This is a genomic window from Kocuria massiliensis, assembly GCF_900169715.1.
Lineage (GTDB): Bacteria > Actinomycetota > Actinomycetes > Actinomycetales > Micrococcaceae > Rothia > Rothia massiliensis.
The window spans coordinates 713,121-739,200 of sequence record NZ_LT835161.1 but is presented as its reverse complement, the minus strand read 5'-3'; the positions used below and the strand labels follow the sequence as shown (position 1 = coordinate 739,200).

Annotated in this window: 25 protein-coding genes; 12 read left to right on the top strand and 13 right to left on the bottom strand. The window is 61.5% G+C overall.

The genetic code is table 11. The features are described 5' to 3' along the window. Nucleotides 1–12: 12 nt before the first annotated feature. The 6 genes from B9Y51_RS07675 (at nt 13) to B9Y51_RS07655 (ending at nt 5,276) form a co-directional block, all read left to right on the top strand. Nucleotides 13–1,329, top strand: a complete 1,317-nt coding sequence (locus B9Y51_RS07675; RefSeq protein WP_085529321.1) for a glutamyl-tRNA reductase — start codon at nt 13–15, stop codon at nt 1,327–1,329. A gap of 102 nt (nt 1,330–1,431) precedes the next feature. Beyond that, entirely contained in the window at nt 1,432–2,058 is a 627-nt protein-coding gene (locus B9Y51_RS07670; RefSeq protein WP_085529320.1) for a TetR/AcrR family transcriptional regulator, read from the top strand. Nucleotides 2,059–2,168: 110 nt separating this feature from the next. Next, nucleotides 2,169–2,402, top strand: a complete 234-nt coding sequence (locus tag B9Y51_RS07665) for a DUF3107 domain-containing protein (protein ID WP_048680406.1) — start codon at nt 2,169–2,171, stop codon at nt 2,400–2,402. 179 nt (nt 2,403–2,581) lie between these two features. Then, nucleotides 2,582–2,707 carry a hypothetical protein gene (locus B9Y51_RS11420; RefSeq protein ID WP_281252088.1) on the top strand — a complete coding sequence of 42 codons (126 nt, stop codon included), beginning with the start codon at nt 2,582–2,584 and terminating at the stop codon, nt 2,705–2,707. A 14-nt stretch (nt 2,708–2,721) separates the two neighbouring features. After that, entirely contained in the window at nt 2,722–4,374 is a 1,653-nt protein-coding gene (locus B9Y51_RS07660; RefSeq protein ID WP_085529319.1) for a DEAD/DEAH box helicase, read from the top strand. A gap of 8 nt (nt 4,375–4,382) precedes the next feature. Continuing rightward, a complete protein-coding gene (locus tag B9Y51_RS07655) occupies nt 4,383–5,276 on the top strand; it encodes a DNA-methyltransferase (protein WP_245826104.1) in 894 nt (297 codons plus the stop codon). A 12-nt stretch (nt 5,277–5,288) separates the two neighbouring features. Here the strand turns inward: B9Y51_RS07655 and B9Y51_RS07650 are convergent, their stop codons facing one another. Continuing rightward, nucleotides 5,289–6,119 carry a PHP domain-containing protein gene (locus B9Y51_RS07650; protein WP_085529318.1) on the bottom strand — a complete coding sequence of 277 codons (831 nt, stop codon included), beginning with the start codon at nt 6,117–6,119 and terminating at the stop codon, nt 5,289–5,291. Nucleotides 6,120–6,193: 74 nt separating this feature from the next. On the opposite strand from B9Y51_RS07650, the gene B9Y51_RS07645 reads away from it, so the two are divergent. Then, nucleotides 6,194–7,747, top strand: a complete 1,554-nt coding sequence (locus B9Y51_RS07645) for an aminopeptidase P family protein (protein WP_085529317.1) — start codon at nt 6,194–6,196, stop codon at nt 7,745–7,747. A 61-nt stretch (nt 7,748–7,808) separates the two neighbouring features. Here the strand turns inward: B9Y51_RS07645 and B9Y51_RS07640 are convergent, their stop codons facing one another. Beyond that, nucleotides 7,809–8,702 carry a YflT domain-containing protein gene (locus B9Y51_RS07640; RefSeq protein WP_085529316.1) on the bottom strand — a complete coding sequence of 298 codons (894 nt, stop codon included), beginning with the start codon at nt 8,700–8,702 and terminating at the stop codon, nt 7,809–7,811. A 110-nt stretch (nt 8,703–8,812) separates the two neighbouring features. On the opposite strand from B9Y51_RS07640, the gene B9Y51_RS07635 reads away from it, so the two are divergent. From B9Y51_RS07635 to B9Y51_RS07625, 3 genes are read left to right on the top strand one after another with little or no spacing between them, the layout of a single operon-like run. Beyond that, entirely contained in the window at nt 8,813–10,102 is a 1,290-nt protein-coding gene (locus tag B9Y51_RS07635; RefSeq protein WP_048680420.1) for a magnesium transporter MgtE N-terminal domain-containing protein, read from the top strand. Next, on the top strand, nt 10,095–10,793 hold the full coding sequence (locus B9Y51_RS07630; RefSeq protein ID WP_245826102.1) for a DUF1003 domain-containing protein: 699 nt from the start codon (nt 10,095–10,097) through the stop codon (nt 10,791–10,793). The genes B9Y51_RS07635 and B9Y51_RS07630 overlap by 8 nt, the downstream gene beginning before the upstream one ends. Beyond that, nucleotides 10,786–11,934, top strand: a complete 1,149-nt coding sequence (locus tag B9Y51_RS07625; protein WP_085529314.1) for an Mrp/NBP35 family ATP-binding protein — start codon at nt 10,786–10,788, stop codon at nt 11,932–11,934. The genes B9Y51_RS07630 and B9Y51_RS07625 overlap by 8 nt, the downstream gene beginning before the upstream one ends. Before the next feature lie 95 nt (nt 11,935–12,029). Here B9Y51_RS07625 and B9Y51_RS07620 read toward each other — a convergent pair whose 3' ends face one another. The 5 genes from B9Y51_RS07620 to dapE form a co-directional block, all read right to left on the bottom strand. After that, nucleotides 12,030–12,389 (bottom strand): twin-arginine translocase TatA/TatE family subunit, encoded by a 360-nt coding sequence (locus B9Y51_RS07620; RefSeq protein ID WP_048680431.1) that lies wholly within the window; start codon nt 12,387–12,389, stop codon nt 12,030–12,032. Between the two features lie 85 nt (nt 12,390–12,474). Continuing rightward, the gene (locus B9Y51_RS07615; RefSeq protein ID WP_065424263.1) at nt 12,475–12,645 is read right to left on the bottom strand and encodes a DUF3117 domain-containing protein; all 171 of its coding nucleotides are present in this window, start codon (nt 12,643–12,645) and stop codon (nt 12,475–12,477) included. Between the two features lie 107 nt (nt 12,646–12,752). Then, complete coding sequence (locus tag B9Y51_RS07610; protein ID WP_245826100.1) at nt 12,753–14,093, bottom strand: hypothetical protein; 1,341 nt, start codon at nt 14,091–14,093, stop codon at nt 12,753–12,755. Beyond that, nucleotides 14,090–14,302 (bottom strand): hypothetical protein, encoded by a 213-nt coding sequence (locus B9Y51_RS07605; protein ID WP_143468026.1) that lies wholly within the window; start codon nt 14,300–14,302, stop codon nt 14,090–14,092. The genes B9Y51_RS07610 and B9Y51_RS07605 overlap by 4 nt, the downstream gene beginning before the upstream one ends. 74 nt (nt 14,303–14,376) lie before the next feature. Then, a complete protein-coding gene (gene dapE, locus B9Y51_RS07600) occupies nt 14,377–15,519 on the bottom strand; it encodes a succinyl-diaminopimelate desuccinylase (protein ID WP_085529312.1) in 1,143 nt (380 codons plus the stop codon). 88 nt (nt 15,520–15,607) lie between these two features. Between dapE and dapD the strand changes: the two genes are divergently transcribed. Then, a complete protein-coding gene (gene dapD, locus B9Y51_RS07595; RefSeq protein WP_085529311.1) occupies nt 15,608–16,573 on the top strand; it encodes a 2,3,4,5-tetrahydropyridine-2,6-dicarboxylate N-succinyltransferase in 966 nt (321 codons plus the stop codon). Between the two features lie 24 nt (nt 16,574–16,597). Further along, entirely contained in the window at nt 16,598–17,614 is a 1,017-nt protein-coding gene (gene galE, locus B9Y51_RS07590) for a UDP-glucose 4-epimerase GalE (RefSeq protein WP_085529310.1), read from the top strand. Nucleotides 17,615–17,758: 144 nt separating this feature from the next. Here galE and B9Y51_RS07585 read toward each other — a convergent pair whose 3' ends face one another. From B9Y51_RS07585 to B9Y51_RS07560, 6 genes are all read right to left on the bottom strand, one after another. Continuing rightward, entirely contained in the window at nt 17,759–19,045 is a 1,287-nt protein-coding gene (locus tag B9Y51_RS07585) for a citrate synthase (protein WP_048680454.1), read from the bottom strand. A gap of 266 nt (nt 19,046–19,311) precedes the next feature. Continuing rightward, on the bottom strand, nt 19,312–20,445 hold the full coding sequence (gene dapC / locus B9Y51_RS07580) for a succinyldiaminopimelate transaminase (protein WP_085529309.1): 1,134 nt from the start codon (nt 20,443–20,445) through the stop codon (nt 19,312–19,314). Nucleotides 20,446–20,459: 14 nt separating this feature from the next. Continuing rightward, complete coding sequence (fdxA, locus tag B9Y51_RS07575; RefSeq protein WP_048680458.1) at nt 20,460–20,783, bottom strand: ferredoxin; 324 nt, start codon at nt 20,781–20,783, stop codon at nt 20,460–20,462. A 182-nt stretch (nt 20,784–20,965) separates the two neighbouring features. Further along, on the bottom strand, nt 20,966–22,249 hold the full coding sequence (locus B9Y51_RS07570; protein ID WP_085529308.1) for a PIG-L family deacetylase: 1,284 nt from the start codon (nt 22,247–22,249) through the stop codon (nt 20,966–20,968). A 30-nt stretch (nt 22,250–22,279) separates the two neighbouring features. Continuing rightward, a complete protein-coding gene (gene typA / locus B9Y51_RS07565; protein WP_048680464.1) occupies nt 22,280–24,196 on the bottom strand; it encodes a translational GTPase TypA in 1,917 nt (638 codons plus the stop codon). A 192-nt stretch (nt 24,197–24,388) separates the two neighbouring features. Further along, nucleotides 24,389–26,077, bottom strand: a complete 1,689-nt coding sequence (locus B9Y51_RS07560) for a dipeptide ABC transporter ATP-binding protein (RefSeq protein WP_048680467.1) — start codon at nt 26,075–26,077, stop codon at nt 24,389–24,391. Between the last annotated feature and the right edge of the window lie 3 nt (nt 26,078–26,080).

Genomic DNA, 26,080 nt, shown 5'->3' with positions numbered 1-26,080 from the left:
TATGAGTAAGTCGTGGTTTTGTTTTCGCTCGTTTCGTCGCACAAGAATGTCGACCTGAACACCGTCGCTCAAGTGACAACTGGTGTTGGGGCCCTCCCCTCTACCCTCGTGCCCCAAGGTGGACTCGAGGGACTCGTGGTCCTCTCGACATGCAACCGCCTGGAACTTTATGCCGAAGCTCCCGGATCCCGCGATGCCCTGCAGCCGAAAATAGACGCCATAGTGGAACGCATCGCCGTCGATGCGAACCTCGATCCCACCTTTGTCGGCGGTGCATTCGACGTCTTCTACGACGACGACGCCGCTTCCCATCTATTCACTGTGGTCTCGGGCCTTGAATCTGCAGTGGTCGGCGAGCGTGAAATCACTGGGCAGGTTCGGCGCGCGCTCGTCAACGCCCGCGAGGAAGGCTCCGCCTCCAACGAGCTAGTTCGACTCTTTGAAACCGCCGCTCGTACAGCGCGGTCCGTGGGAACGCAAACCTCGCTCGGTGAACGCGGCCGATCCATCGTTTCCGTGGCGTTAGACCTCGCGAGCGAAGTGGCCGCCCGCCCTCTCGAGAAATCCGAGGTTTTGGTCTTCGGCACCGGCGCCTATGCGGGAGCCACCATGGCCGCCCTCCAGTCGCGAGGTTGTCACTCAATTTCCGTATATTCGGCGTCCGGCCGGTCGGCAGAGTTCACGGCCAAACGCGGGGGAACCCCGGTCTCCGATGCAAGCCTGGATCAGGCAATGCATTCGGCCGACATCATCATCGGTTGCAGTGGCGGCTCGGCCCCCATGGATTCGGGGTCCTTCCCTGAAGGCTCGAGGGTCGTCGTCGATTTGGCCCTCACACGAGACTTTGACCCGTCGATCGCCGACCTGGACGGCGTCGAACTCATCACCCTGGAGTCGGTTCGACTCGCGGCACCTGCGGAGACCGACGAATCAGTTTCTGCCGCTCGGGCGATCGTTGAGAAGGCCGCTCGTGAATTCCGGTCCCGCCGCAACCAGCAAAACGTCGACTCCGCGATCGTCGCTCTCCGAAAGCACACCATGTCGGTGCTCGACGCCGAGATGAAGAAGGTTCGCCACCAATACGGTTGTGGTGCACAGGCGGAACAGGTCGAGTTCGCCATGCGTCGCATGATGCACTCCCTGCTCCACACGCCTATGGTCAAGGCCCGAAAACTGGCCGCAGAGGGCCGGGAACAAGAATTCATGGATGCAATCGAGGCACTATACGACATCACGCTCGACGCACCCGAAGACACGGCGTCTGAAAGCGTGCTCCCCGGGGCGGATCCGACGGACTTCGACGGAGTACGGTCCCCAAAAGCCTCCTGACTAGGCAAAACGCCCTATAGTGGTAACTCGCACGAACCACGGACGAGGGCGCCCAACCATCCCATGGCGCGCTCGTCGTCGCCATGAACGAAGGACAATCCGATGTCAGGAACAACGGAACCCCGATTATCTGCCAATACCCACCGTCGACTACCCGGACCGGCACGTCGACGCCAACTCCTCAGCGTGGCACGGCGCCACTTCGCGAACCATGGATTTCATCGCAGCACGATGGAAGACATTGCCACAGCCGCGGACATCACCAAGCCCGTGCTGTACCAGCACTTTTCCAGCAAGACTGAACTCTACGAAGCGGTGCTCGATTCCTGCATCGAACTCTTCGAACATCAAGTCATCACACCGTTGCTCCTCGACTTGGACGGGAGGGAACGCACGCGGAGGATGATTTCCAATTTCATGTCCGTGGTCATCGACGACCCGGCAGCCTACCGGCTGATCTTCCTCTCAGATATGCGAGGGCAAGAGCAATGTAGGTCCAAGATTGACGGACTTGTGGAGCGGGTTTCTGGGCGCCTCAGCACAACGATGCAAGAAACGTCTGCGATCCCCGCGCCCGAGAGTGACTTTCTGGCACACTCGCTCGTCATGCTCGCCATCGGCGCGGCCGAAACCATTTCTGCTAATCCCAGCCCCTCGGTGCAGAAGCGCCAAGAGTTTCTCCTGTTCCAACCCGTATGGGGCGGCGTCGATGGCTTAGATGGCGCATGAGATTCTCCCGCGCTGAGCGAAATCATCGACGACGCGGCGCGGGCAAGCCTCCAGGCTGAGTAGGCTGGGGCCAACGCAATGTCCGCCAGATTGTTCAGGAGGCACAACCCATGGAAATCAAGATCGGTGTTAAAGACGTCGCCCGCGAGGTCGCTGTCGAATCCGACGAAAGCCCCGAGGAGATCCGCAAACAGGTCGCCGAAGCCATCGACCAGGGAACCCTCCTGCGCCTTGCCGATTCCAAGGGCAATGTCACCTTGGTTCCGGGAGCTTCCATTGGCTACGTCGAGATCGCCGCTGAAACCCGGCGTCATATCGGATTCGGCCCGTTCAGCGAGAACTAAACTCCGCCCGGACCCTCGTTTTTTGTGGGGAGGACCCGCCCAACGTGGCGCAGGTCCTCCCCACGATGTGTTCCAGGGGCTAGAATGGTGGAATCTGGATGCCCGGTCGTTATCCGTTGAATTGACCTGATGCATGTGATGCGACGAATGAGCTCACGGCTCGCGGACCGCCTCACCCGATGACTTTTGCGATCGGCTTCCTACCGATCCTTGTGACCCCAGCTCAAGAAAGCCTTGCGGATGCGGTTCGTGACCGCGCCGTCGGCATTCTCACCACGAGCCCGAGCGGTCACCCCATCGACTAACGGAGCTTTTGCACGTGAACGAAACCAGCAACACCGAGACCGCCATCTCCGAGGAATCTTCGGAAGGCATTCAAGACCTCATCGAGGCCGAAGCCACCACCACGGACGAAGTCCGTCCCGAGGAAGATAAAACCTTTGCCGATTTCGGCGTTCGCCAAGACATCTGTGATGCCCTGGCCGCCCAAGGAATCACTCACCCCTTCCCCATCCAGTCCCTGACGTTGCCCGTCGCCCTCTCTGGTCAAGACATCATTGGTCAGGCAAAAACCGGAACGGGTAAGACCCTCGGTTTTGGCTTACCCGTGTTGCAGCGTGTGGCCGGCCGGGACGACGACGCATGGAAGAAGCTCAAGTCCCCGGGTGCGCCTCAGGCGTTGATCGTGGTACCGACCCGCGAACTCGCGGTCCAGGTTGGTAGCGATCTCTCCACGGCCGCAAAGCAGCGCAATGCCCGTGTGGCCACCATTTACGGCGGCCGCGCCTATGAACCTCAGATCGCCGAGTTGGAGAAGGGCGTCGAGGTCATCGTCGGCACTCCCGGTCGCTTGATCGACCTGCACCGACAGAAGATTTTGAACCTCTCCCAGGTACGCGCCGTCGTGCTGGACGAGGCCGACGAAATGCTGGATCTCGGGTTCTTGCCCGACGTGGAGCGTCTGCTCTCCGCCGTGCCGGAAGTTCGCCAGACCATGCTCTTCTCCGCGACCATGCCTGGCCCGGTCATCTCCATGGCACGCCGTTATATGTCCCACCCGATGCACATCCGGGCTAACGCTCCGGACGACGAGGGCGCGACCAAGAAGGACATCCGCCAGGTCATTTACCGTGCGCACCCGATGGACAAAGACGAGCTCATCGCTCGGGCGCTTCAGGCCGAAGGCCGAGGCCGCTCGATCATCTTCACGAAAACCAAACGTGCCGCGGCCCGGCTCTCGGATGAACTGGTTAAGCGGGGTTTCGCGGCCGCCTCGATCCACGGAGACCTCGGTCAGGGCGCGCGTGAGCAAGCGCTTCGTGCGTTCCGTAACGACAAGGTCGATGTCTTGGTGGCAACCGACGTCGCAGCGCGTGGAATCGACGTCACGGACGTCACGCACGTGGTGAATTTCCAGTGCCCCGAAGACGAAAAGATCTATCTGCACCGCATTGGACGCACCGGCCGCGCGGGGAATAAAGGCACGGCCATCACGCTCGTCGATTGGGAAGACGTCCCCCGATGGTCGCTGATTAACAAGGCTTTGGACCTCGGAGTCCCGGAGCCTGTGGAAACTTACTCCTCCTCGCCGCACCTGTATGCGGACCTCGACATCCCCAAGGGCACCAAGGGAAAGCTCCCGAAGGAGAACCGCAGCCACGCTGGCCTAGCCGCCGAAGAGGTCGAAGATATCGACGGCGACTCGAGCCGTTCCCGCTCCGGCAAAGGCCAGAACAACGGAGGCTCACAATCCGGACGCGGGCGCTCCCGCGGTGGCTCAGGACAGGGCAACCGATCGAGAACTCGATCGGGTGGACGGCGTCGTCAGGACGGCGATTCCGGCAAAGCCCAAGAATCCCATCAGAGTTCCCAGGCCCAGGAATCTTCGGAAGCCGGGGAGGCCTCCTCACAGAAGCGCCGCCGGCGTCGCCGTCGTCGTGGCGGCAACGGCCAATCCGCACCCCAGCAGTAGGGCCTGAGGTGGGGGAATTCAATCTCGCCGGACCGGACCTCATCGTCCATGGTGACAATCGGGAGGTCCTCTCTCAGCTTCCCGCTGGAGCATTCTCCATGATCTATGTCGATCCACCCTTCAACACGGGCCGGGCGCAGGTGCGGCGGAGTTTGAAGAATCGACGGGTCGAACCGGATGAGGCGGATCGGCGCGGCTTCAAAGGCCAGAGCTACGCCAGCGTCGTAGAGTCTTTGGCCCGTTACGACGACGCCTTCGAGGATTACTGGACGTTCCTGCTTCCCCGGTTGGAGGCGGCACGCGATCTCCTCGCCGAGCACGGGACTCTGTATTTGCACCTGGATTACCGCGAGGTGCACTACGCGAAGGTCATGTGCGACATGGTCTTTGGCCGGGATTGTTTCCTCAATGAAATCATTTGGGCGTACGACTACGGCGCCCGTGCCAAGAGCCGGTGGCCGGCCAAACACGACAACATCCTGGTCTATGTGAAGAATCGCTCCGCGTATCACTTCGATGCAGAAGAAGTTGACCGGGAGCCGTATATGGCTCCCGGTTTGGTCACGGCGGAAAAAGCGGCCCGCGGAAAATTGCCGACGGACGTGTGGTGGCACACGATCGTCTCCCCCACCGGCAAGGAAAAGACGGGTTACCCCACTCAAAAGCCGCTAGGACTCCTCCGACGCATGGTTGCGGCGTCCTCGCGGCCGCACGAATGGTGTTTGGACTTTTTCGCAGGGTCTGGGACCTTGGGTGCCGCTGCGCAAGCTCTGGGCCGACGGTTTGTGTGTGTGGATGCTAATGAGCAGGCCATCGACATCATGCGTCGCAGACTACCCGAGGCTCACTGCTGCACGGCGCAGGACTTAAACCCGGAAGCGACCGACGCCACCAAATCGTAGGGGCCGCAGACTCTAGCCGCGGGCCTGACTCTTGATCTCCGCCAAGACTTCCGGAGCGGTGGTGTTCTCTCCCAAACGGTTAGGTTTGCCGGCGCCGTGATAATCGCTGGAACCCGTCACGAGAATCCCTCGAGACGTCGCAAATTTCAGGAGCATCTCCCGCTCGGCAGGCCCGTTGTCCCGGTGATATACCTCTATACCCGCTAATCCGGCGTCGACCATGTCTTCCATGACGGAACGATCGACCACCCTCCCCCGCGAAAACGCCATTGGGTGGGCAAAGACCGGAACGCCCCCGGCCGCGCGCACCAATTCGACGGCGACGGCCGGGTCCGGTGCGTAGTGCGGGACGTAGTAGCGGGACGAGCCCGAAAGAATGTCTCCGAAGGCCTCAGACCGATCAGCGCAGACACCTGCCGCAATGAGAGCATCGGCGATGTGCGGACGTCCGACGGTTGCTCCCTCCGCCGTCTGTGCCACCACATCGTCCCAGCCGATCGGAAAATCTTCGGAGAGTTTCTCGACCATTCGGCGCGCGCGAGACTTCCGGGCCTCACGTGATCTCGCCATCTCGCGCGTCAGCCCGGGGTGCTCCGGGTCGTGGAGGTACGAAAGCAGATGCACTGAGATCCCGTTATTCGTGGAGCACGAGATCTCCATCCCTGGCACGAATTCCAGGCCCACCTCGGATGCTCGGCTCGCTGCCTCCGCCCAACCGGCCGTCGAGTCGTGATCGGTGAGGGCTAGGACATCGAGGCCCGCTGCGACGGCCTGCTCGACGACGACGGCGGGAGCCTCGGTCCCGTCCGAAACGGATGAATGGGTATGTAGATCAATGCGCACACCTGCCAATCTACTCGTGTACCCTCCGCCCGGCTCGTTGTGCCTCGGACGATGTCCGGCGATATCGTGGAGGAATGACTGAGAATACTTCTTCAGACCACCAGGACCCCTCCGAGTCCCAACCGCTCGCCGAGCGCGTGGGCAACCGCTCCCAGCCGCCCCGTTCCTCGGCCTTCAAGGAATTCATCGGGTCGCAGTGGGCCCCCGCGAACGCGCCTCTTCCTCAGCGTTCCCCCGTCGCCGATTTCGCCGCGAAACGCCGAGCCGCGCTCTCCGCACAATTTCCGGGAGAACGCCTGGTCATTCCGGCCGGTCCGCTCAAGACCCGCTCCAATGACACGGATTACCGCTTCCGCCCCCATTCCGGTTTCGCCCATCTGACCGGCCTGGGCGTGGACCACGAGCCCGACGCCGTCTTGATCTTCGAGCCGTTGGACGAACCCGCCGACGACGGTTCTCAGCACCAAGCCACCCTCTACTTCCGCCCACTGGCCGGCCGAGACACGGACCAGTTCTATGCGGATCCCCGCTATGGCGAATTCTGGGTGGGGCCTCAGCCCACGCTGGCCGAAATCGAGTCTGCATACGGGATTAAGTGTCAGGACCTGGCCGACGTCGAGGTCGCCATCACCAAGAACGCAGGACCTCAGGCCTTGGGCGGCGTCCGTATTCGCCTGCTACGCGAGGTAGATCTGAACGTCGATGCCCTCGTTGATACGTCCCGCATGAACACGAGTGTCGATCTGGAACAGTCGGATGCTTTGGACGGTGAGCTCACCGAGGCCCTGTCCGAATTGCGCTTGATCAAGGACGATCAGGAGATCGAAAATCTGCGCCGCTCGATCGCCTCCACCAAGATGGGGTTCGAGAACATCATTCGAGCACTTCCCCAGGCCCGCGAGCACCACCGTGGCGAGCGCATCGTTGAGGGTGCTTTCTTCGCGGCGGCCCGCGCCGAGGGCAACGACGTCGGCTACGAGACCATCGCGGCGTGCGGCAATAACGCCACGATTCTGCATTGGATCCGGAATAACGGAACCGTAGATCCCGGGAAGTTGATCCTGGTAGACGCCGGCGTCGAGGACGACACCCTCTACACAGCAGACATCACCCGCACCTTGCCCGTTGACGGGACCTTCACCGACATCCAGAAGAAGATTTACGACGCCGTCCTCACGGCCTCGGATGCAGCCTTCCGCGCCGCCGTTCCCGGAAATAAATTCCGCGACGTCCACGCCGCCGCCATGCGGTCTCTCGCAGAGACGCTGGACTCGTGGGGCATTTTGCCGTGCTCGGTCGAAGAAGCGGTCTCCGATGAGGGAGGTCAGCACCGCCGCTGGATGCCTCATGGCACGAGCCACCACTTGGGATTGGACGTCCATGATTGTGCCCAAGCCAAGCGAGAGCTGTACCTCGACGGCGAGATCGAACCTGGCATGGTCTTCACGATCGAGCCGGGCCTCTACTTCAAGGAAGATGACCTCGCCGTGCCGGAAGAATATCGCGGCATCGGAATTCGACTGGAGGATGACGTCCTGATCACGAACGACGGTCCCATCAACCTGAGCGCCGATTTCCCGCGGACGACGCAGGACATCGAGGCCTGGATCGCGGAGCTGTCCAAGTAGAGCTGACCCGCCCACGAAAAAGCCCCGGACGGATGTGTCCGGGGCTTTTTCGTGTCACGGGCTAGGAGGCGTGCGGCCTGTCATCAGGTCCGGGGGCGTTTCCGTCCGACGTTGGGGAATCGCCGTGCGTGCCGTCCGGCCTCGGTCTGCTGGCGTGTTCGTCGCGGATACCGAACCTCGGGCGGCCGTCGGGAAGATCCTTGAAGTCTCGTGCTTGAGTGTTCCCCTCCGGTGCCCCTGTTCCGGGAACCTTTGGGTCATTCCCCTGGGTAGAGGAGCCTTGCTGACCCCATGGTTCGCGTCCGCTATGTTCGGATGGACCGGAGCCCTGCTGATGTGGTGCGCCTTGAGCGTGCGGCGGGCGCTGTTGAGGAGCCTGGCCAAACCGTCCGTCGGGACCGTTTCGCGGCTCTCCAGCCTGCTCGGGAAAATACGGCTGTTCCGGTGCCGTGGGGCGCAAAGGAGAACGTTGGGTATTGCCGCCCAAGAGTCGGCGGGCTTCGGCCGCTTCTTGAGGTGCGCACACGAGGTCATAACTTCCGGCGACCATCTGTCCGACGGCAGTGAAGCTCCGATGTCCGCCCCGACGGGAGAAACCGATGATGGCGAGAATCATCCAAAAGGCCACGCCCAGTGGTACCGAGGTGAGGAACGCCGCCATCGGGTTTTCGTGGCCGAAAAGCATGAGCAACAAGCCCAAGAACACTCCGTAGAACAACCCCTGCATGGCGCCGGAGGCCGCGACGCGCGCGTAGGAAAGCGTTCCAACCACGTGTTCGACCTGACGGAGGTCGGTTCCGACGATCGCCAAGTTTTGAACGGGAAACCCCCGTTCCGCCAATAGATCCACGGCGCCTTGGGCGTCGTTGTACTTGGAGAATTTCCCCACCGTCACCGAGCTTGCAAGGTGCTCAGTACGCAGTGCAGCGAGTCTGGACTTTCCGGATTGTGCCATAGGGATCATTTTTCCTTGCCTGCGCCGAGACTGCCAACCGCGCGCCTGGGTATCGCCACAGGTGAACCCCAAAGATGTTCCAGAGGAAAACATGTGAGTAACCTGTTTAAGTGAGCAACGTACCGAGCAGAATTTTTATCGCCCGCCTCCTTGGCCTCGACGTTTTCGACCCCGTCGGTGACCGTTTGGGCCGACTGCGTGATGTCGTCGTGCTCAATAGAGACTCTCAGCGAAAACACTTGCAACCACTCGTGGTGGGCATCGTCGTCGAGGTCCTGGGAAAGAAGCGCGTGTTCGTGCCGATGACTCGAGTCAACAGCATGGATGCAACCCAAATCATCGTCACCGGTTTGGTCAACCTTCGCCGTTTCGAGCAGCGAGGCGCCGAAGCGCTCGTCATCGGCGAGTTGTTCGACCGCACGGTTCATTTCACGGATGGCACCGGAGCCGCCACGATCGAGGACTGCGCGATGGAGCAGACCAAGAACGGCGACTGGAAGATCACGGAACTCTTCGTCCGACGTTCCGAAAGCACCGGTCGCCTCATGCGGCGCAAGAACGAGACGCTCGTCGTGGACTGGGAGGACGTCGTCTACGGCACCGCCATGGAGCCGCAAGGAGCATCCCACTTCCTCGCGACGCACGAAGAAACTCAGCCCGCTGACTTGGCGGACGCCCTTCACGACCTCAACGACAAGCGCATGCTCGAAGTCGCGGAGGAACTCCAAGACGAGCGATTGGCCGACGTCCTTCAGGAACTTCCGGTCGAAGACCAGGTACAGATTCTTTCCAACTTGGACCTTAAACGCGCCGCAGACATCCTCGAAGAGATGGAACCCGACGACGCGGCCGACCTCCTCAATATGTTCACCGACACCCAGAGAGAAACTCTGCTGGGCAAAATGGAGCCCGACGACGCAGAAGACGTCCGCCGTTTGCTCGAATATGAAGAAGGCACCGCGGGCTCCCTCATGACTCCCGTCCCGATCATCCTCCCGCCGGAGGCCACCGTCGCGGAGGCCCTGGCGCACATCAGGCAAGAAGAAATCAGCCCCGCCGTGGCCGCTGCTGTGTTTGTGTGCCGCCCTCCGCTCGAGGCACCCACGGGACGCTACATCGGCATGGTGCATATGCAGCAATTGTTGCGGTACGCGCCGCCCGAATCCGTCGGCAACATTATCGACCGCAGCATCGAACCGATTTCCGATATGGCCTCTCTGGAGGATCTCTCCCGAGTTTTGGCCACCTATGACCTCACCATCATTCCCGTCACCAATGATCATGATCGACTCGTAGGTGCCGTGACCATCGACGACGTCCTCGACGCATTGCTTCCCGAGGACTGGCGCACGAATGATGACGGAACTCCCGTACGAAAGGTGGGACGCAAGTTTGAGTGATTCGAACCGCAACCGCCGGGCCCGCACATCGCACCATCAGGGGCTCGATACACCACTCGCCAGCAAACCGAAGTGGTACCAGCGCTATCAGCCCAACCCGGAGTCCTTCGGTGTGATGACCGAGTCCTTCGCTCGGTGGATGGGAACCCCGCAGTTCCTCCTCTGGATGACGGTCTTCGTGAGCATCTGGCTCATCTGGAACACGCTGATGCCCGAAGAGTTACAGTTCGACCCTCGATCCTTGAACTTCACCCTGCTGACGCTCATGTTGTCGCTCCAGGCCTCCTATGCCGCTCCCCTGTTGCTCTTGGCGCAGAACCGCCAGGATGACCGCGACCGCGTCGTCGCCGAGGAGGACCGGCAACGTGCGCAACAGAACTTGGCCGACACGGAATACCTCACCCGGGAGATTGCCGCATTGCGCATTGCACTGCGTGAGGTGGCCACGCGCGACTTCGTTCGCTCCGAGATTCGGGACTTGATCGAAGAAGTCGTTCGAACCGATGCCGAGTCCGACGACGTCGACGATTCCTCAGAATCGACGAAACGCCGCAAAAAGGATTCCTCAAAGCTCACCGGCGAGCCGGAGCCCAAAACGTCCATCCTCGACCTCGAGGAAGCCCAAACGCAGAATTCACCCAAGAATTCGTCGAAATCCGGCTCCCGAGCCGCTCGGAACCCCGATGAATGAGAGCTTGCTCGCGGCCCTCGGCGAGGTCATCGATCCTGAATTACGCCGGCCCATCACGGAAATGGGGATGGTCAGCCGGGCCGAACTCGTCGACGGCGTAGCTCACGTGGGCATCCGGCTCACCATCGAGGGCTGCCCGCTGAAGAACACCATTCAAGATGATGTCCGACAGGCCGTGGGCCGTGTGGAAGACGTCCAAGAAGTCCGCATTGACTTGGACTATATGAACGCCGAACAGCGTCGATCCCTCAAGGATGCGCTGGGGCACACCAAGGTCAACCCGTTCGCCTCGCCAGACAACCTGACGCAGGTCTACGCCATCGCGTCGGGCAAGGGTGGCGTGGGCAAGTCGACCGTGACCGCGAACCTGGCGGCGTCGCTCGCCTCCTCGGGCCTAGCCGTAGGGATCGTCGACGCCGATGTGCACGGCTTCTCGATCCCCGGTCTCCTGGGCGTTCAGCAGCCTCCCACCAAATTGGACGACATGATCCTGCCGCCCGTGGTTGAGGTTCCGCAGGAGCTTCGCCATCAGCCGGAGGGACGGCAACCCGGGTCGATCCGTGTGATCTCCATCGGAATGTTCGTCGAAGGCAATCAGCCGATCGCTTGGAGAGGCCCCATGCTTCACCGTGCGTTGGAGCAATTTCTGACCGACGTTCACTTCGGCGATCTCGATGTATTGCTCCTCGACTTGCCGCCCGGCACGGGTGACATCGCCATTTCCATGTCGCAGCTCGTGCCGAAGGCCAACCTGGTGGTGGTCTCGACACCGCAAGCGGCGGCCGTGGACGTGGCCGAGCGCGCCGGAACCATCTCCCTACAGACGGGCCAAACCGTCCTCGGCGTCGTCGAGAATATGGCCGCCATGGTCATGCCCGATGGAAGCACGATGGAAATGTTCGGGTCTGGGGGCGGACAACTCCTCGCCGACCGCCTCACCAAAGCGCTGGATGCTGACGTCCCGCTGTTGGGCTCTGTGCCTCTTGACATGTCGCTCAGGAGTGGCGGAGACTGCGGAGTACCGGTGGTGTGGTCCGCTCCGGAGTCGCCCTCGGGAAGCGCATTGCGCGACGTCGCACAGAGTATCCGCGGTCAACGGCGGGGGCTGGCGGGGAAGAGCCTGCCCCTCAACCTTCTCTAACTCGGCTTCCGCCCCTGATGAGTACCAAAAAGGCCGTGGCGAACAGTGATCAAATGATCCGTTCGCCACGGCCTTGAGGTTAATTCTCTGGTGTCTCAGGTGGCTTCCGTGTCGTAAGGGGCCAGCTCCCCCGGCGAGAGCCTGCTACGAGCGGCTGCCGGAGGCGTGGATGCCCTCGCGCGCTCTTGCTCGAGTTCCTCGTCGTCTTCCAGCAATGCCTCGCGGACAATCCGACGAGGATCGTACTGACGGGGGTCGTAGGCGCGCCAATTGATGTCGTTGAGCTCGGGACCCAACGAGTCCTTAAGGTCGTCCTTGGCACCCATCGCGGTACGTCGCAGAGTCTTGATGAGATCTTTGAGCTGTCGGGCATACTCCGGCATGCGCTCCGGGCCGATCACGAAAAAGGCGATGACGACCAAGACAATGAACTCGGCACCGTTGATTCCAAACACACCAGCACATTACCAGCAATCCTCGCTCGTCGACCGTGTGTTGGAACGCACCGTGGCACGTGGAGTGCCGCGTCCCGACGTCGTCCTAGGACTGGGTAATGGGGTCCAGGCATTCTTTCAGGGCGTGCGCTTCGTCTTTAGTGATCTCCAGGACCAAACGGCCCCCTCCTTCGAGAGGGATGCGCATGATGAGAGACCGGCCTTCCTTGGCTACCTCCATGGGACCTTCACCGGTTCTCGGCTTCATCGCAGCCATTGATGCTCCTTGTCGGATCGACGGTAGTGATGGGCAACGACCGTTCCCCAATAGTCCAATGATAGCGCGATCACATTAAACAGCAGGTCAGGGCGTCTGCCACGGCATCACGGAGGGTAATCACCGCCGCTGGGGAGCTCCTTCCAATGCCACAACCAGCCCACCCAAATCAGCTGCCCGATGGCCGCTCCCAGGAGAATCACCGTGCGATAGGCCTTGGAATCCGAAACGGCCATTAGGGGTGCCGCCAGGGGGAACATTGGTAGAAGCAAGCGGAAGGTCGAGGACTGGGGAAAAAGAAAAACTAGCAAATAGGCGACGTAGGCATAGCACCAGAACCTTAGACGGAGCGGAATCGTCGTCAAAACGACCCGCGAATGCATCAGCGCCACGAAGCCGACCACGAGAGCCAAAAGGATGACCGGTCCTGGATCGGCAAAGTACGTCAAGGACTGTTGAATCCACGGCTGAACGGGCAAGAGGTGCTCGCCGCGCCACGCCGTCTCGGTGGCCGTATAGGCGTCCACGCGGCCCGTCACCGCCCAGGCAATGGCTGGCCAGGCGAAAGCGAACACACACGCGAGGAGCCCGACACCAAGGAACGGTGCCGTCTCTCGGAGGGCCCTGAAGATTCGGGGGCTCCCGGACCTCTCAGTGTCCGCCCGGTACGCCAGAATGAATCGCGTCAACCACCACAGGCCCAAGGCCGCGGCCAACGGCACACCCACCGGCCGGCTGAGGCAGGTGGGGACCAGCAGGATCGCACACAGCAGCAAATTTCCGCGGACCAGCGCCAGCGCGCAACCGGCCAAGAACATGAGGTTCAGCGATTCCGCGTAGGGAGTCTGAAGGATCGGAGCGACGGGGTTGAACAACACCAAGGCGGTGCTCCACAACGCAAAATGGTCAACGCCTCGGGCCGGCTGACGCAACCCAAGCCCGTGCAGAATGCGGCGCGGAGAGACGAATTGTTCCCCGCCCGCTTTCTCGGAGCCCAGCGCCAACGTTCGGGACGAGGTGAAAATCCCGTACAAGAGAATGGCCGTGACGGCACCGCAGACCAGAGATACGGTTCCCCCAGCCATCGCCCAGCTCCACCCGGTCGCCTTCATCAGGCCGGAGGCCGCATATGGGAAGAGCGGGTAAAACGCCCAAGGATTTTGGTCGACGGTGCCCCCGGCGCCCATGGGAAGAGTGGTCGGATAGCCGGACTCGGCGATCTGGCGATACCAATCGCTGTCCCAAATGCCGATGTACTGAAGGTAGCCCATGGGGCCATCGCTCCACGGGCTCGCTTGTTGTTGCTTGCCAACGAGCGAGAAGACGATCCAACCCCAGAGGCGGGATACACCATAGATTCCGAGAATCCATGACCAGATGGGAAGGTTCGTGGCCCACCGCCGAACACCGGACTGTGCGTGGGCCACCAGCTGTTGGGCGGGCGTCACCGCTCGTCGACGGAATCGGCGGTTCGGTGGTTCGCTTCGTGATGGCGCCCTCGTGGACTCTCCAACGGGCTCCTTTCGGGCCCGGGAGTCTCCAGGCCATCCCGCGAGACATATTCGGCCCCAGCCAATCTGTCCGCCCCCAAGACGGCACACGCTATGAGAACGGCCGCCAAAATCACGAAGGTCAGTCCCACCAGGATAAAGTTCATGCCCCCATTGTGGACCATGACCCAAGATCTGGCGTATTCAGAAACATGTCAGTACCCGGTGATTCCCTGGGAAGTCACTGATGCGCTGAACTACTCGTCAACCAGGTCCGAAGGGATTCGTAGCAGTCCTGAATCTCCGACGCGAAGACGTGCTCGTCGTCGGAATGGGCCAACAAGGCATCGCCGGGGCCAAAGTTCACGGCAGGAATTCCGAGCGCAGAGAATCGGGCGACGTCGGTCCACCCGTATTTGGGCTTGGGCTCCGAGCCCACCGATCGGACCAGCTCTTGTGCCAACGGGGCGTCGAGACCCGGCCGGGCCGCTGCGGAGGTATCGACGAAATCCAACTCATATCCCCCGAACACGTCACGAACGTGATCCATGGCCTGTTCGAGGCTCTGATCTGGCGCAAAGCGATAGTTGATGTGCACCTTGCAGGAATCCGGTATGACGTTTCCCGCCACACCGCCGTGAATCTGCACCGCGTTCAGGCCCTCTCGATATTCCAGCCCATCCACGAGGACGCTTCTTGGTTCGTACTGATCGAGGATCCGCAGGATATCGCTCATCCCGTGAATCGCATTGCGTCCCATCCAGGCCCGGCCAGAGTGAGCGGCGACGCCGTCGGTCGCAATCCAAAACCGCAGGGTTCCGTTGCAGCCGCCTTCAATGTGCCCGTCGGTGGGTTCCAGTAAGACCGCGAAGTCCGCGTCCGTGACCAACTCCGGCGCGGCGTCGATCAAGGCACCCAGCCCCGAAGCGTCGCTGGAGACTTCCTCGTGGTCATAGAACACGTAGGTGACGTCGCGCAGTGGCTCGACGAGGGTGGCGGCTAGCTTGAGTTGAACCGCCACGCCACCCTTCATATCGGTCGCGCCCCGTCCGTACAGCACGTCGCGTCCGTCGAGCTTGTCCCATGCCGAGGGGACGGTTCCCTTGGCCCCTTGGGTCGTGGGCAACGGCACCGTGTCCAGGTGACCGGCCAATACGATGCGTTCGGAACGACCCAAGCTCGTCCGTGCCACGACGGTATCTCCGTGCCGGTGCACGGTCAGATGGTCTACCCCCTCCAAGGCCGACTCCACGGCGTCGGCCAGAGGTGTTTCGGCGTCAGAGACCGAATAGATGTCGAGAAGGTCCGCCGTAAGGTCGGCGACGCTCTTCTCTACGTCGAGTTTGGGGGTGGGCTGCGCGGCCGTTGGGGAATCGTGAGTCATGTGAATACCTTAGGCCCCCGGCAGCCTGTGTCCCACGATGTGTCATGCCGAGGACTTTCCGTGCGGATTGACCGGTGGGCTTCGTAGAATGGCAGACATGACTAACAGCACGACCCCTGAACACGCATCCGGTCTCGGCCTGGCAACCGTGGTTGCCTCCGGCCCGAACGAAGGCACGATCCTGGAGGTCTGGTACCCAACGCCGACGTTGACCAGCGACCCCGACGATTCGGTGCGCTCGGCACTCGAAGAGGCTCAGGCCGACGACCCGGCACGCAACGTGACTCAAACCGTCGTTGAGACCTCAACGATCCTGGCGGAAGCTCCCGTGGACACGGCGGATGCCTACCTCCGGCTCCATCTCCTCTCACACCGCCTCGTCACGCCCAACTCCATTAACCTCGACGGCATTTTCGGGGCGTTGACCAACGTCGCATGGACCAACTTCGGGCCCGTGCTTGCCAGCGAATTCGAACAGGCCCGCCTCGCGCTCAGGGCCCGAGGGCACGTGACGGTCTACCAGGTCGACAAATTCCCACGCATGGTCGACTACGTGGTGCCGAGCGGCGTCCGGATCGGCGACGCCGACAGGGTGCGCCTCGGCGCGTACCTCGCCGAAGGAACCACCGTGATGCATGAAGGGTTTGTCAATTACAACGCCGGCACCCTTGGACACGCGATGGTGGAAGGCCGCATTAGCCAGGGCGTCGTCGTCGGCGATCACACCGATATTGGCGGCGGTGCTTCGATCATGGGCACCCTCTCCGGCGGCGGCAAGGAGCGCGTCAGCCTCGGTGAACGCGTGTTGCTCGGTGCGGAAGCCGGCGTGGGGATTTCCCTCGGTGACGACTGCGTGGTCGAGGCCGGCCTGTACATCACGTCCGGCACGCGTGTCACCGTAGCTACCGGCAACGACACCACCGTGGTCAAGGCATCCGAACTTTCCGGAGTGAACAACCTTCTCTTCCGCCGCAATTCGCAATCCGGCACCGTCGAAGCCATCGAGCGGGCCAGCGGTTCCGTCGAATTGAACTCCATTCTTCACGCCAACTAGGCACAAAACTTCAAGGACACACATATGAAAATCATGGTGACTGGCGGAGCCGGTTACATCGGAAGCCACACTGTCCTGGCCCTCCTCGAGGCGGGTCACGACGTCGTGGTGATGGATAACCTCTCCAATTCTTCCCGCACCTCTTTGGACAGAGTGAGTGAGCTCGCTGGCGGCAAGACCATCGAGTTCCACCAGGTGGATCTCCTCGATGCCCCGGCGATGAATGACGTGTTCGCCCAGACCCGGCCAGATGCCGTCATTCACTTCGCGGGTCTCAAAGCAGTCGGTGAATCCGCGGAAAAGCCCCTGTGGTACTACAACACCAACGTCGCGGGGACCATCAACCTGTTGTACGCGATGGAACAGGTGGAATGCCGCACCATGGTGTTCTCCTCCTCGGCCACGGTTTACGGTGCCCCCGAAGAGATGCCGCTGACCGAGAAGCTGCCAATGGATGCCCAGTCGTGCTACGGCCGGACGAAGGAACATATTGAGGATATGTTGATCGACCTCGCCGCCTCTGACGCGTCGTGGAATGTGGCGCTCTTGCGGTACTTCAACCCTGTTGGCGCGCACGAGTCTGGTCGGATCGGTGAGGACCCCACGGGAGTTCCCAATAACCTTCTGCCGTTCATTGCCCAGGTGGCCGTGGGACGTCGAGAGAAATTGAAGATCTTCGGCGCCGACTACCCCACCCCTGATGGAACCGGGGTTCGTGACTACATCCACGTGGTTGACCTGGCCGAGGGACACCTTAAGGCCCTGGACTTCATTTCCAACCATGGTGGGTTGCGCACCTGGAACCTCGGAACCGGTAATGGGTATTCGGTCCTCGAGGTACGAGATGCCTTTGAGAAGGCCTCCGGTCGGGCAATCCCCTACGAGCTCGTCGACCGGCGACCGGGCGACGTCGCCGTCTCCTACGCCGACCCCTCTTCTGCCCTCGCCGACTTGGGGTGGTCAGCAACTCGCGACATCGACACGATGTGCCGTGACCACTGGCGTTGGCAACACGAGAATCCCAACGGTTACGAGGCATAACCGACGACGCCGGCCCCGGGGTCCAACGCCGGGGCCCGGTGCCGGCATTTAATGACCAAACGCCGCCGCTTTCGTGTCGACCTCCCCTGGAGGTTCGCACGAATGCGGCGGCGTTTGGTCTAAGGCCACAGGCCCCGGTGGGTGCTAGGAATCGAGCCCGGGGTAGCGACGTTCCGGATGACCGGTGTAGACCTGACGCGGGCGGCCGATCTTGGTCGACGGGTCCTGCATCATCTCGCGCCACTGGGCGATCCAGCCGGGGAGGCGACCGATCGCGAAGAGGACCGTGAACATCTGCTCCGGGAACCCCATGGCCTTGTAAATGAGGCCCGTGTAGAAATCGACGTTCGGGTACAGCTTGCGTTCCACGAAGTAGTCGTCGGCGAGGGCCTTGTCTTCCAGACGCTTAGCGATGTCGAGCAATTCGTCGTCGCCGCCAAGCTTCTCCAGGATCGAGTCCGCGGTGGACTTCACGATGCGAGCCCGCGGATCGTAGTTCTTGTAGACGCGGTGTCCGAAGCCCATCAGGCGGACGCCGTCCTCCTTATTTTTGACCTTCTCCATGTAGTCCTCAGGCGAGATGCCTTCCGACTGAATACGACGCAACATATTCAAGACCGCTTCGTTCGCGCCGCCGTGCTTGGGGCCGTACAAAGCGTTAATCCCGGCGGAGACCGAAGCGAACATGTTGGCGTCGGACGAGCCAACCAGACGAACCGTCGACGTTGAGCAGTTCTGCTCGTGATCTGCGTGCAAGATCAGCAGGAGGTCGAGGGCCTTCGCGATCTCGGGATCGATCTCGTAATGATCCGCGGGCACCCCAAAGCACAAACGCAAGAAATTCTCGGTGTAGTTCAGGTCGTTCTGCGGGTAGAGCATCGGCTCACCCTTGGACTTCTTGAAGGCATAAGCCGCCAAGGTGGGGACCTTCGACAACAGGCGAATCGTCGAGATTTCGACTTCGCGCTCGTCGTGCGGGTCCAAAGAGTCGTTATAGAACGTCGAGAGCGCCGAAACCGCGGAGGCCAAGACGGGCATTGGGTGCGCGGTCCGGGGGAAACCCGAGTAGAAGATTTTCAGGTCTTCGTGGACCATCGTGTGAGTCCGGATCAAATGATCGAACTCGGCCATCTGATCCTCGGTCGGCAGCTCCCCGTAAATCAACAGGTACGCGACCTCGACGAAGCTCGATTTTTGGGCAAGGTCCTCAATCGGATAGCCCCGGTAGCGCAGAATGCCTGCGTCGCCGTCGATGTAGGTGATGTCCGACTTGGTGTTTGCCGTATTCATAAACCCGGGGTCGTACGTCACGTAACCGCCGGTTTCAGAACGTAACTTCGCAATGTCGAAGGCACCGGTTCCGTCGGTGGGTTCGACGGCCGGGCAGTCGACACTGGTTCCAGCGAATGTAAACGTCGCTTTTTCGGTCATTTTTCCTCCCGTGTGAACGCATCCCTCGACCAGCCGAGGCTCCGGGGTTGCCCGGGCCCTGGCATAAAATCGCCGCCCGACAAACGCGGCCAGGGGCCGTGGCGTGGGCGGGGACACAGAATCTCTCCACACACCCTACCCTTTGACGACACACCGTCACGAATTAGGGTTCGGAAACGAGACGGATTTCATCCAGACGTGACCTGAAGCTACATCCGATGTCATCTTGAGCGGCCCCAGAGCCACCCCGAGAGTCAAAGGGCAGGTCACAGAGAGGACAAGCGTTCCACGGCCGCCGCGATGCGCTCATCCGTTGCGGTCAACGAAATGCGGACCATTCCCTCACCGAGCTCTCCATAGAAAACACCAGGGCCCACCACGATTCCGAGGTCGGCAAACCTCCCGACCGTCGTCCAGGTGTCCTCCCCCATGGTTCCCCACAGGTACAGCCCCGCTTCGGAACCCGAGATCTTTAGGCCGTACTGCTCGACGACGGGCTTGAGAGCCTCCCGCCGGCGACGGTACGCATCCTTCTGAGCCACGACGTGAGCGTCATCCCGAAGAGCCACGGCCATGGCGTCTTGTATCGGGCGAGGCACGATCATGCCCGCGTGTTTGCGGGAATTGACGAGGTTGGCCATGATCTCGGGGTCGCCTGCCACGAAAGCGGCCCGGTATCCGGCAAGGTTGGACTGCTTAGACAGCGAGTACACGGAGAGGAGATGCTCCAAGGATCCTTCTGAGACCGCCGGATCCAAGATCGATGGAACGCGCCGGCCACCCCGGGCTTCGTCCCAATCGCCCCAACCGAGTTCGGCGTAGCATTCGTCGGAAGCCACAACGGCGCCCACCTCGCGGGCCTCGCGCACGAGTCGTCTGAGCGATTCCTCGTCGCGTACCTGACCTGTGGGGTTGCCCGGGGAATTCACCCACACGAGTCGGACCCTTGAGCGAGTCCGCTCATCCAATACGCTGAGTTCGTCCGCTACCACGGCCTCTGCTCCCGCGAGGGTCGCCCCGATGTCGTAGGTCGGATACGCAACGCGAGGACGAACGACGACGTCGCCCTCCCCCAACCCCAGAAGGAAGGGCAACCAGGCCACGAGCTCTTTGGAACCTACAGTCGGCATGACGCAGTTTTCGTCCAGGCCGGTTACGCCGCGTCGTCGGGCATACCATTCCGCCACGGCAAGCCGGACGTCCGTGGTTCCCTGAGTCGTAGGGTATCCGTGCGCGTCTGCTGCTTGAGCCAAGGCCTCGCGGACGAGCTGCGGCGTCGGATCCACGGGCGTTCCGATCGACACATCGACGGTTCCGCCAGGATGCTTCGCGGCACGTTCGCGGTACGGCGCGAGAGAGTTCCAAGGGTAGTCAGGAAGCGACAAGCCGAACGACGTCATGCTCTTAGACCCCTTCAGTCTTGGTTCTGCGGGGGTAACGCGGCGATAAAGGGGTGATCGTGATCGATCGCGCCCGTGCGCGCGGCACCGCCTGGCGAGCCCAAATCATCGAAAAAGTCGGCGTTGGCCGTGGTGTATTCGTCCCACTCTTCGGGGACGTCGTCCTCGTAGTAGATGGCTTCCACGGGGCACACCGGCTCACAAGCGCCACAATCCACGCACTCGTCGGGGTGGATGTACAGCGTGCGTTCCCCCTCGTAGATGCAGTCGACCGGGCATTCCTCGACGCACGCGCGGTCCTTCACATCGACGCAGGGTTGGGCAATTACATATGTCATGAAAACCTCTCATCGGCACCGGGCCGATCTCGTTGCGGTGTCTGTCGAAGGGCCCTGAGAATCCGTTGATTCACCAGTCTAGTGGTCCGTGAGGCTCCGTTCTCACGGCCGGTCCCACCACTCTAGGCCCAGGGGCTCGACGTTTGCTCGGCAATTAAGCCAGGTGACTTCGGACGACGTCGTTACCGGCGGGTGCGCAAAATATGTCGGTTCGCAATCCACTCGCCGAGCACCGTCATGGCGACAATCCCCAAAACCCACGCAATGCCCACCTGCCCGATGGCGACTGATGGGTTGGGAATGACCAACAGCGAATCCGAGCGGGCGTATACGAAGAAGCCCACCAAGATGAACGCCGATAAGCCCGGGAGCACCGTCGCCCACGCGCGGCGGGTCACGTGTGCGGTCCACACCGTGGCCGAGAGCACCAAGATCAAGGCCAAAACAAGGCCCCACGGGAGATACCAACCAGAGAAATATCCAATGGAAGCATGAAACAGGGTTCCGATGAATCCTACGATGAGGCCCAAGCTCAGACCGGTCACCGAGGAGCTCACAGGACCCGCCGGTTCGCGTTCGCTGGGGTCTTCGTCATCGTGCGGAACACGCGCGAGCAGTCGGTAGGTCTCGCGCCCCGAAATCTTTTGTTCCACGCCATTGGAATAGTGGAACGTCATGTCTTCGCCCACCGTGACCTGCGTCTGATGCGCGGCCATGGCCAGCTTCTTGGTCGCGGCGTCTCCGTCCACCACGGCCTGCTGCCGTTCGTCGTCGGGGTCCGCCTCACCTTCCACACCCCACACCAATACGGGTAGAGCGTGCGCCGGAAGCATGTGAAGAGCCTTGATCGTGGCTTCGTGAGTGCGCCGATGATCCGGGTGTCCGTAACCGCCGTCGACGTCGTAGCTCACCACCACTTCGGGGCGTAATTCCTCGATGACCTCGGCAATCGCGGCCGCGGATTCTTTCAAGCGTGCACGGGAAAGGCAGTCGTCGGCCGCGTTCGACGCGGACTCCGCGCGACCGTGTTTGCCCCACGACATTCCAGAGTCGCGGAAGAAGCCCGCGGCCCCATTTCGTCGGGCAAAACGATGCCCGCGGACGCCCAATGCTCGACAAGCATCGTTCAGCTCGCCCTCGCGGACGTGCCCGAGCTCATCGCCAGTATCGTGACTCGGTCGCGTCCTCACATCTAACCGAGCATGCTCATCGCCGATGACCTCCCCCATTTCACCTCTGGACATGGTGAGCAATTCGACGCGGGCACCGGCCCGCGCGTAATGGCTCATCGTCGCCCCGGTCGAGGTGGATTCGTCGTCCGGGTGAGCGTGGATGAATAACATCGTCGTCCCGGCCGCCTCCGCCCCTACCGGGAGTAGGGTGCGGACGGCGTCGGGCGCAATGTATTCGCCCTGCTCAGGGTAGAACGGCTCCGGGTGGGAGCCGTGCGTCGTGGGGGTGGTCATCGGCGGGAAAGCGTGCTCGTTCTTTGGTGGTTAGTTTGCGCGGTTGCGGGCTCGGAAGGCCTTAACGCGCTCGTTGGCGTCGAGGACGACCTTGCGGATGCGGAACGCCTCGGGGGTGATCTCCACGCACTCGTCCTCGCGGGCGAATTCGAGGCATTCCTCGAGGGTCATCTTGCGCGGCGGCGTCAAGTTCTCGAAGGAATCCGCGGAAGCCGAACGCATGTTGGTCAGCTTCTTTTCCTTCGTGATGTTGACCTCCATGTCGTCCGCACGAGAGTTCTCGCCCACGATCATGCCTTCGTACACCTCGGAGGTGGGCTCCACGAAGAACGTGCCACGCTCCTGGAGGTTAATCATGGCGTACGGAGTCACCACACCGGCACGGTCGGCGATCATGGAGCCGTTGGTGCGGTACTCGATGTCACCGGCCCAGGGCTCAAAGCCGTCGGCATACGAGTTGGAGATACCAGCTCCACGGGTTTCCGTCAGGAACTGCGTGCGGAAGCCGATGAGGCCACGGGCAGGAATTCGGAATTCCATGCGCACCCAGCCGGTGCCGTTGTTAGTCATGGTTTCCATGCGGCCCTTACGTGCCGCCATGAGCTGGGTCACCGCGCCCATGAACTCGTCCGGGACGTCAATGGTCATGTACTCGATCGGCTCGTGTACCTTGCCGTCGATGATCTTGGTGACAACCTGCGGCTTACCGGCGGTCAGCTCGAAACCTTCGCGACGCATCTGCTCGACCAGAATCGCCAGGGCGAGTTCACCACGGCCCTGAACCTCCCACGCATCGGGGCGCTGGGTCGGCAAGACGCGGATCGAGACGTTACCAATCAGCTCCTTGTCGAGGCGGTCCTTCACCTGGCGCGCCGTGACCTTGGCTCCCTTAACACGGCCAGCCATGGGCGAGGTGTTGATACCGATGGTCATCGAGATCGCCGGCTCATCGACCGTAATCAACGGGAGGGGCTGCGGGTTCTCGACGTCGGTCAGGGTTTCACCAATGGTGATGTCCTCGATGCCGGCCACGGCGACGATGTCTCCGGGGTTGGCTTCCTCGGCGGGAACACGGTCCAAAGCTTTCGTCTTGAGCAACTCGGAAATACGGACATTCTTGATCTGTCCATCTTGGCGGGCCCAGGCCACCGTCTGGCCCTTCTTCAGGGTTCCGTTGAAGACGCGCAACAAAGCGAGGCGGCCCAGGAACGGCGAGGAGTCCAAGTTGGTCACGTGGGCCTGAAGCACGCCGTTGGGATCGTACGTCGGCGCCGGAACGTGATCGACGATGGTCTTGAAGAGCGGCTCCAGATCCTCGTTTTCGGGAAGTTCGCCGTCGGCCGGCTGTTCGGTCGACGCACGGCCGGCCTTACCCGAGGCGTAGACCACGGGAACGTCCAGCACGGAGTCCAGATCGAGATCCGGCACTTCCTCGGCCAAGTCGGAAGCTAGCCCCAAGAGCAGGTCCATGGACTCGGACACGACCTCGTCGATGCGGGCATCCGGGCGGTCGACCTTATTCACCACGAGGATGACGGGCAATTTGGCAGCGAGGGCCTTGCGCAACACGAATCGGGTCTGCGGGAGCGGGCCCTCGGACGCGTCCACCAAGAGGACGACGCCGTCGACCATCGACAAACCGCGTTCGACCTCGCCGCCAAAGTCGGCGTGGCCGGGCGTATCGATGACGTTAATGGTGATTGATTCACCGTTGGCGGCCGGGCCGGAGTACTCAACGGTGGTGTTCTTCGCGAGAATGGTGATTCCCTTTTCGCGCTCCAAGTCACCGGAGTCCATCACGCGATCTTCGACGTCCCCGTGCTCGGCGAACGAGTGGGTTTGTTTCAACATGGCGTCCACGATGGTGGTTTTGCCATGGTCAACGTGCGCGACGATGGCGACGTTGCGGATGTCGGAACGAGTGGCGGTGTTGGACGTTTCAGTCATACGATAAGGCTCACTTTGCTGGTGGATGGCTGGTGTGACGTGATGATGGGCCACACCACTACGCCTTTCAGGCGCGTTCAGGCGCGACCGCATAGGGCCGTTGTTAATCATAGCCACCTCGTCAAACGGAACGTGCCCGCACCGCCCATCGCTATGGATGGAGGGAGCGGGCACGTCGAGTCGCGAAGGGTGTTATGCGGCTTCCGGCGGGATCATCAGACCCGCGCCGGGAATAGCTGCCAATAGCTTCCGCGTGTACTCGGTCTTCGGATCTTCGAAGACGGAATCCGTGGATCCGGTCTCCACCATCTTTCCCTTCTCCATGACACACACGTTGTCCGCGATTTGCCGGACCACGGCGAGGTCGTGGGTGATGAAGAGGTAGGTCAAGCCCAGTTCGGTCTGAAGTTCGGCCAGCAGGTTCAATATTTGCGCCTGCACCAGAACGTCGAGAGCGGAAACCGCCTCGTCACACACCACGAGGTCCGGATTCAACGCGAGGGCGCGCGCGATGGCGACTCGCTGGCGTTGACCACCCGAGAGTTCATTCGGATACCTCGCCATCATGGATTGCGGCAACGAGACCTGGTCCAGGAGTTCTTTGACTTTCTTTTCCCGGGAGGCCTTATTACCCACCTTGTGGACGCGAAGAGGCTCCTCGATCGTCCGAAAGATGTTGTACATGGGATCGAGCGAACCATAGGGATCCTGGAAGATCGGCTGGACGCGACGCCGGAAATCGAACATTTGCCGTCCCCGCAGGCTTGCCACGTCCTTCCCATCAAAGGAAATGGTTCCACTCGTGATCTTCTCCAGACCCAAGAGCATCCGCGCCACCGTCGACTTACCGGAGCCAGACTCCCCTACCACCGCCGTCGTCGTGCCCCGTGGAATCGAGAAGGACACACCGTCCACTGCCGTGAAATCTTCGGATTTGCCCCAGGCACCCCGCAGTTTGAAGACCTTGGTGAGGTCTTTCACCTCGACGAAATCCTGCTGCAATTTCTGCTGGATTTCCGTCTTGGGATGCTCGGCCAACAGATCCTCGGCCTCGACGCCCGTTTCCTTGGCCACCTGGATACGACGCGACGCTAGGGACGGCGCCGACGCCACGAGCTTTTGGGTGTACGGGTGCTGCGGATCCCGCAGTAGTTCCAAGGCGGGACCGGCTTCGACCACACGCCCCTTGTACATCACGACGACTTTGCGAGCACGCTCGGCGGCGAGGCCCAGGTCGTGAGTGATAAGAAGCACTGCGGTTCCGAGATCTGCCGTCATCGATTCGAGGTGATCCAAGATGGTCCGCTGAACCGTCACATCGAGGGCCGAGGTCGGTTCGTCGGCGATCAACAAACGCGGCTGGCAGGACAGGCCAATTGCGATCAGCGCACGTTGCCGCATGCCGCCAGAAAACTCGTGCGGGTACTGGCGCGCACGCTTTTCGGCGTCGGGCAAACCCGCCTGTTCGAGCACCTTCGCGACGTCTTTCGCCTCGGACGGCAAGCCGTTGGCTTTGAGCGTCTCTTTCACCTGGAAGCCAATGCGCCATACGGGGTTGAGGTTCGACATCGGATCCTGCGGGACCATGCCGATCTGATTACCGCGAAGTTTGACCTTTTCCGGTTCGCTGAGGTGGGTGATGTCCTTGCCATCAAAAAGGATCTGCCCACTGGAGACTCGTCCATTGCTCGGAAGCAGACCGATCGCGGCAAGGGCCGACGTCGATTTGCCCGACCCGGACTCCCCCACGATGGCCACGGTTTCACCCGGCATCACGGTGAAGTTGGAATCTTTAACCGCCTCGACATCGCCCGTGCTGGTCGTAAAGGTAATTCCCAGATCTTTGACCTCGAGCAAAGGTTGCTGTGGTTGTTCTGTCATCGT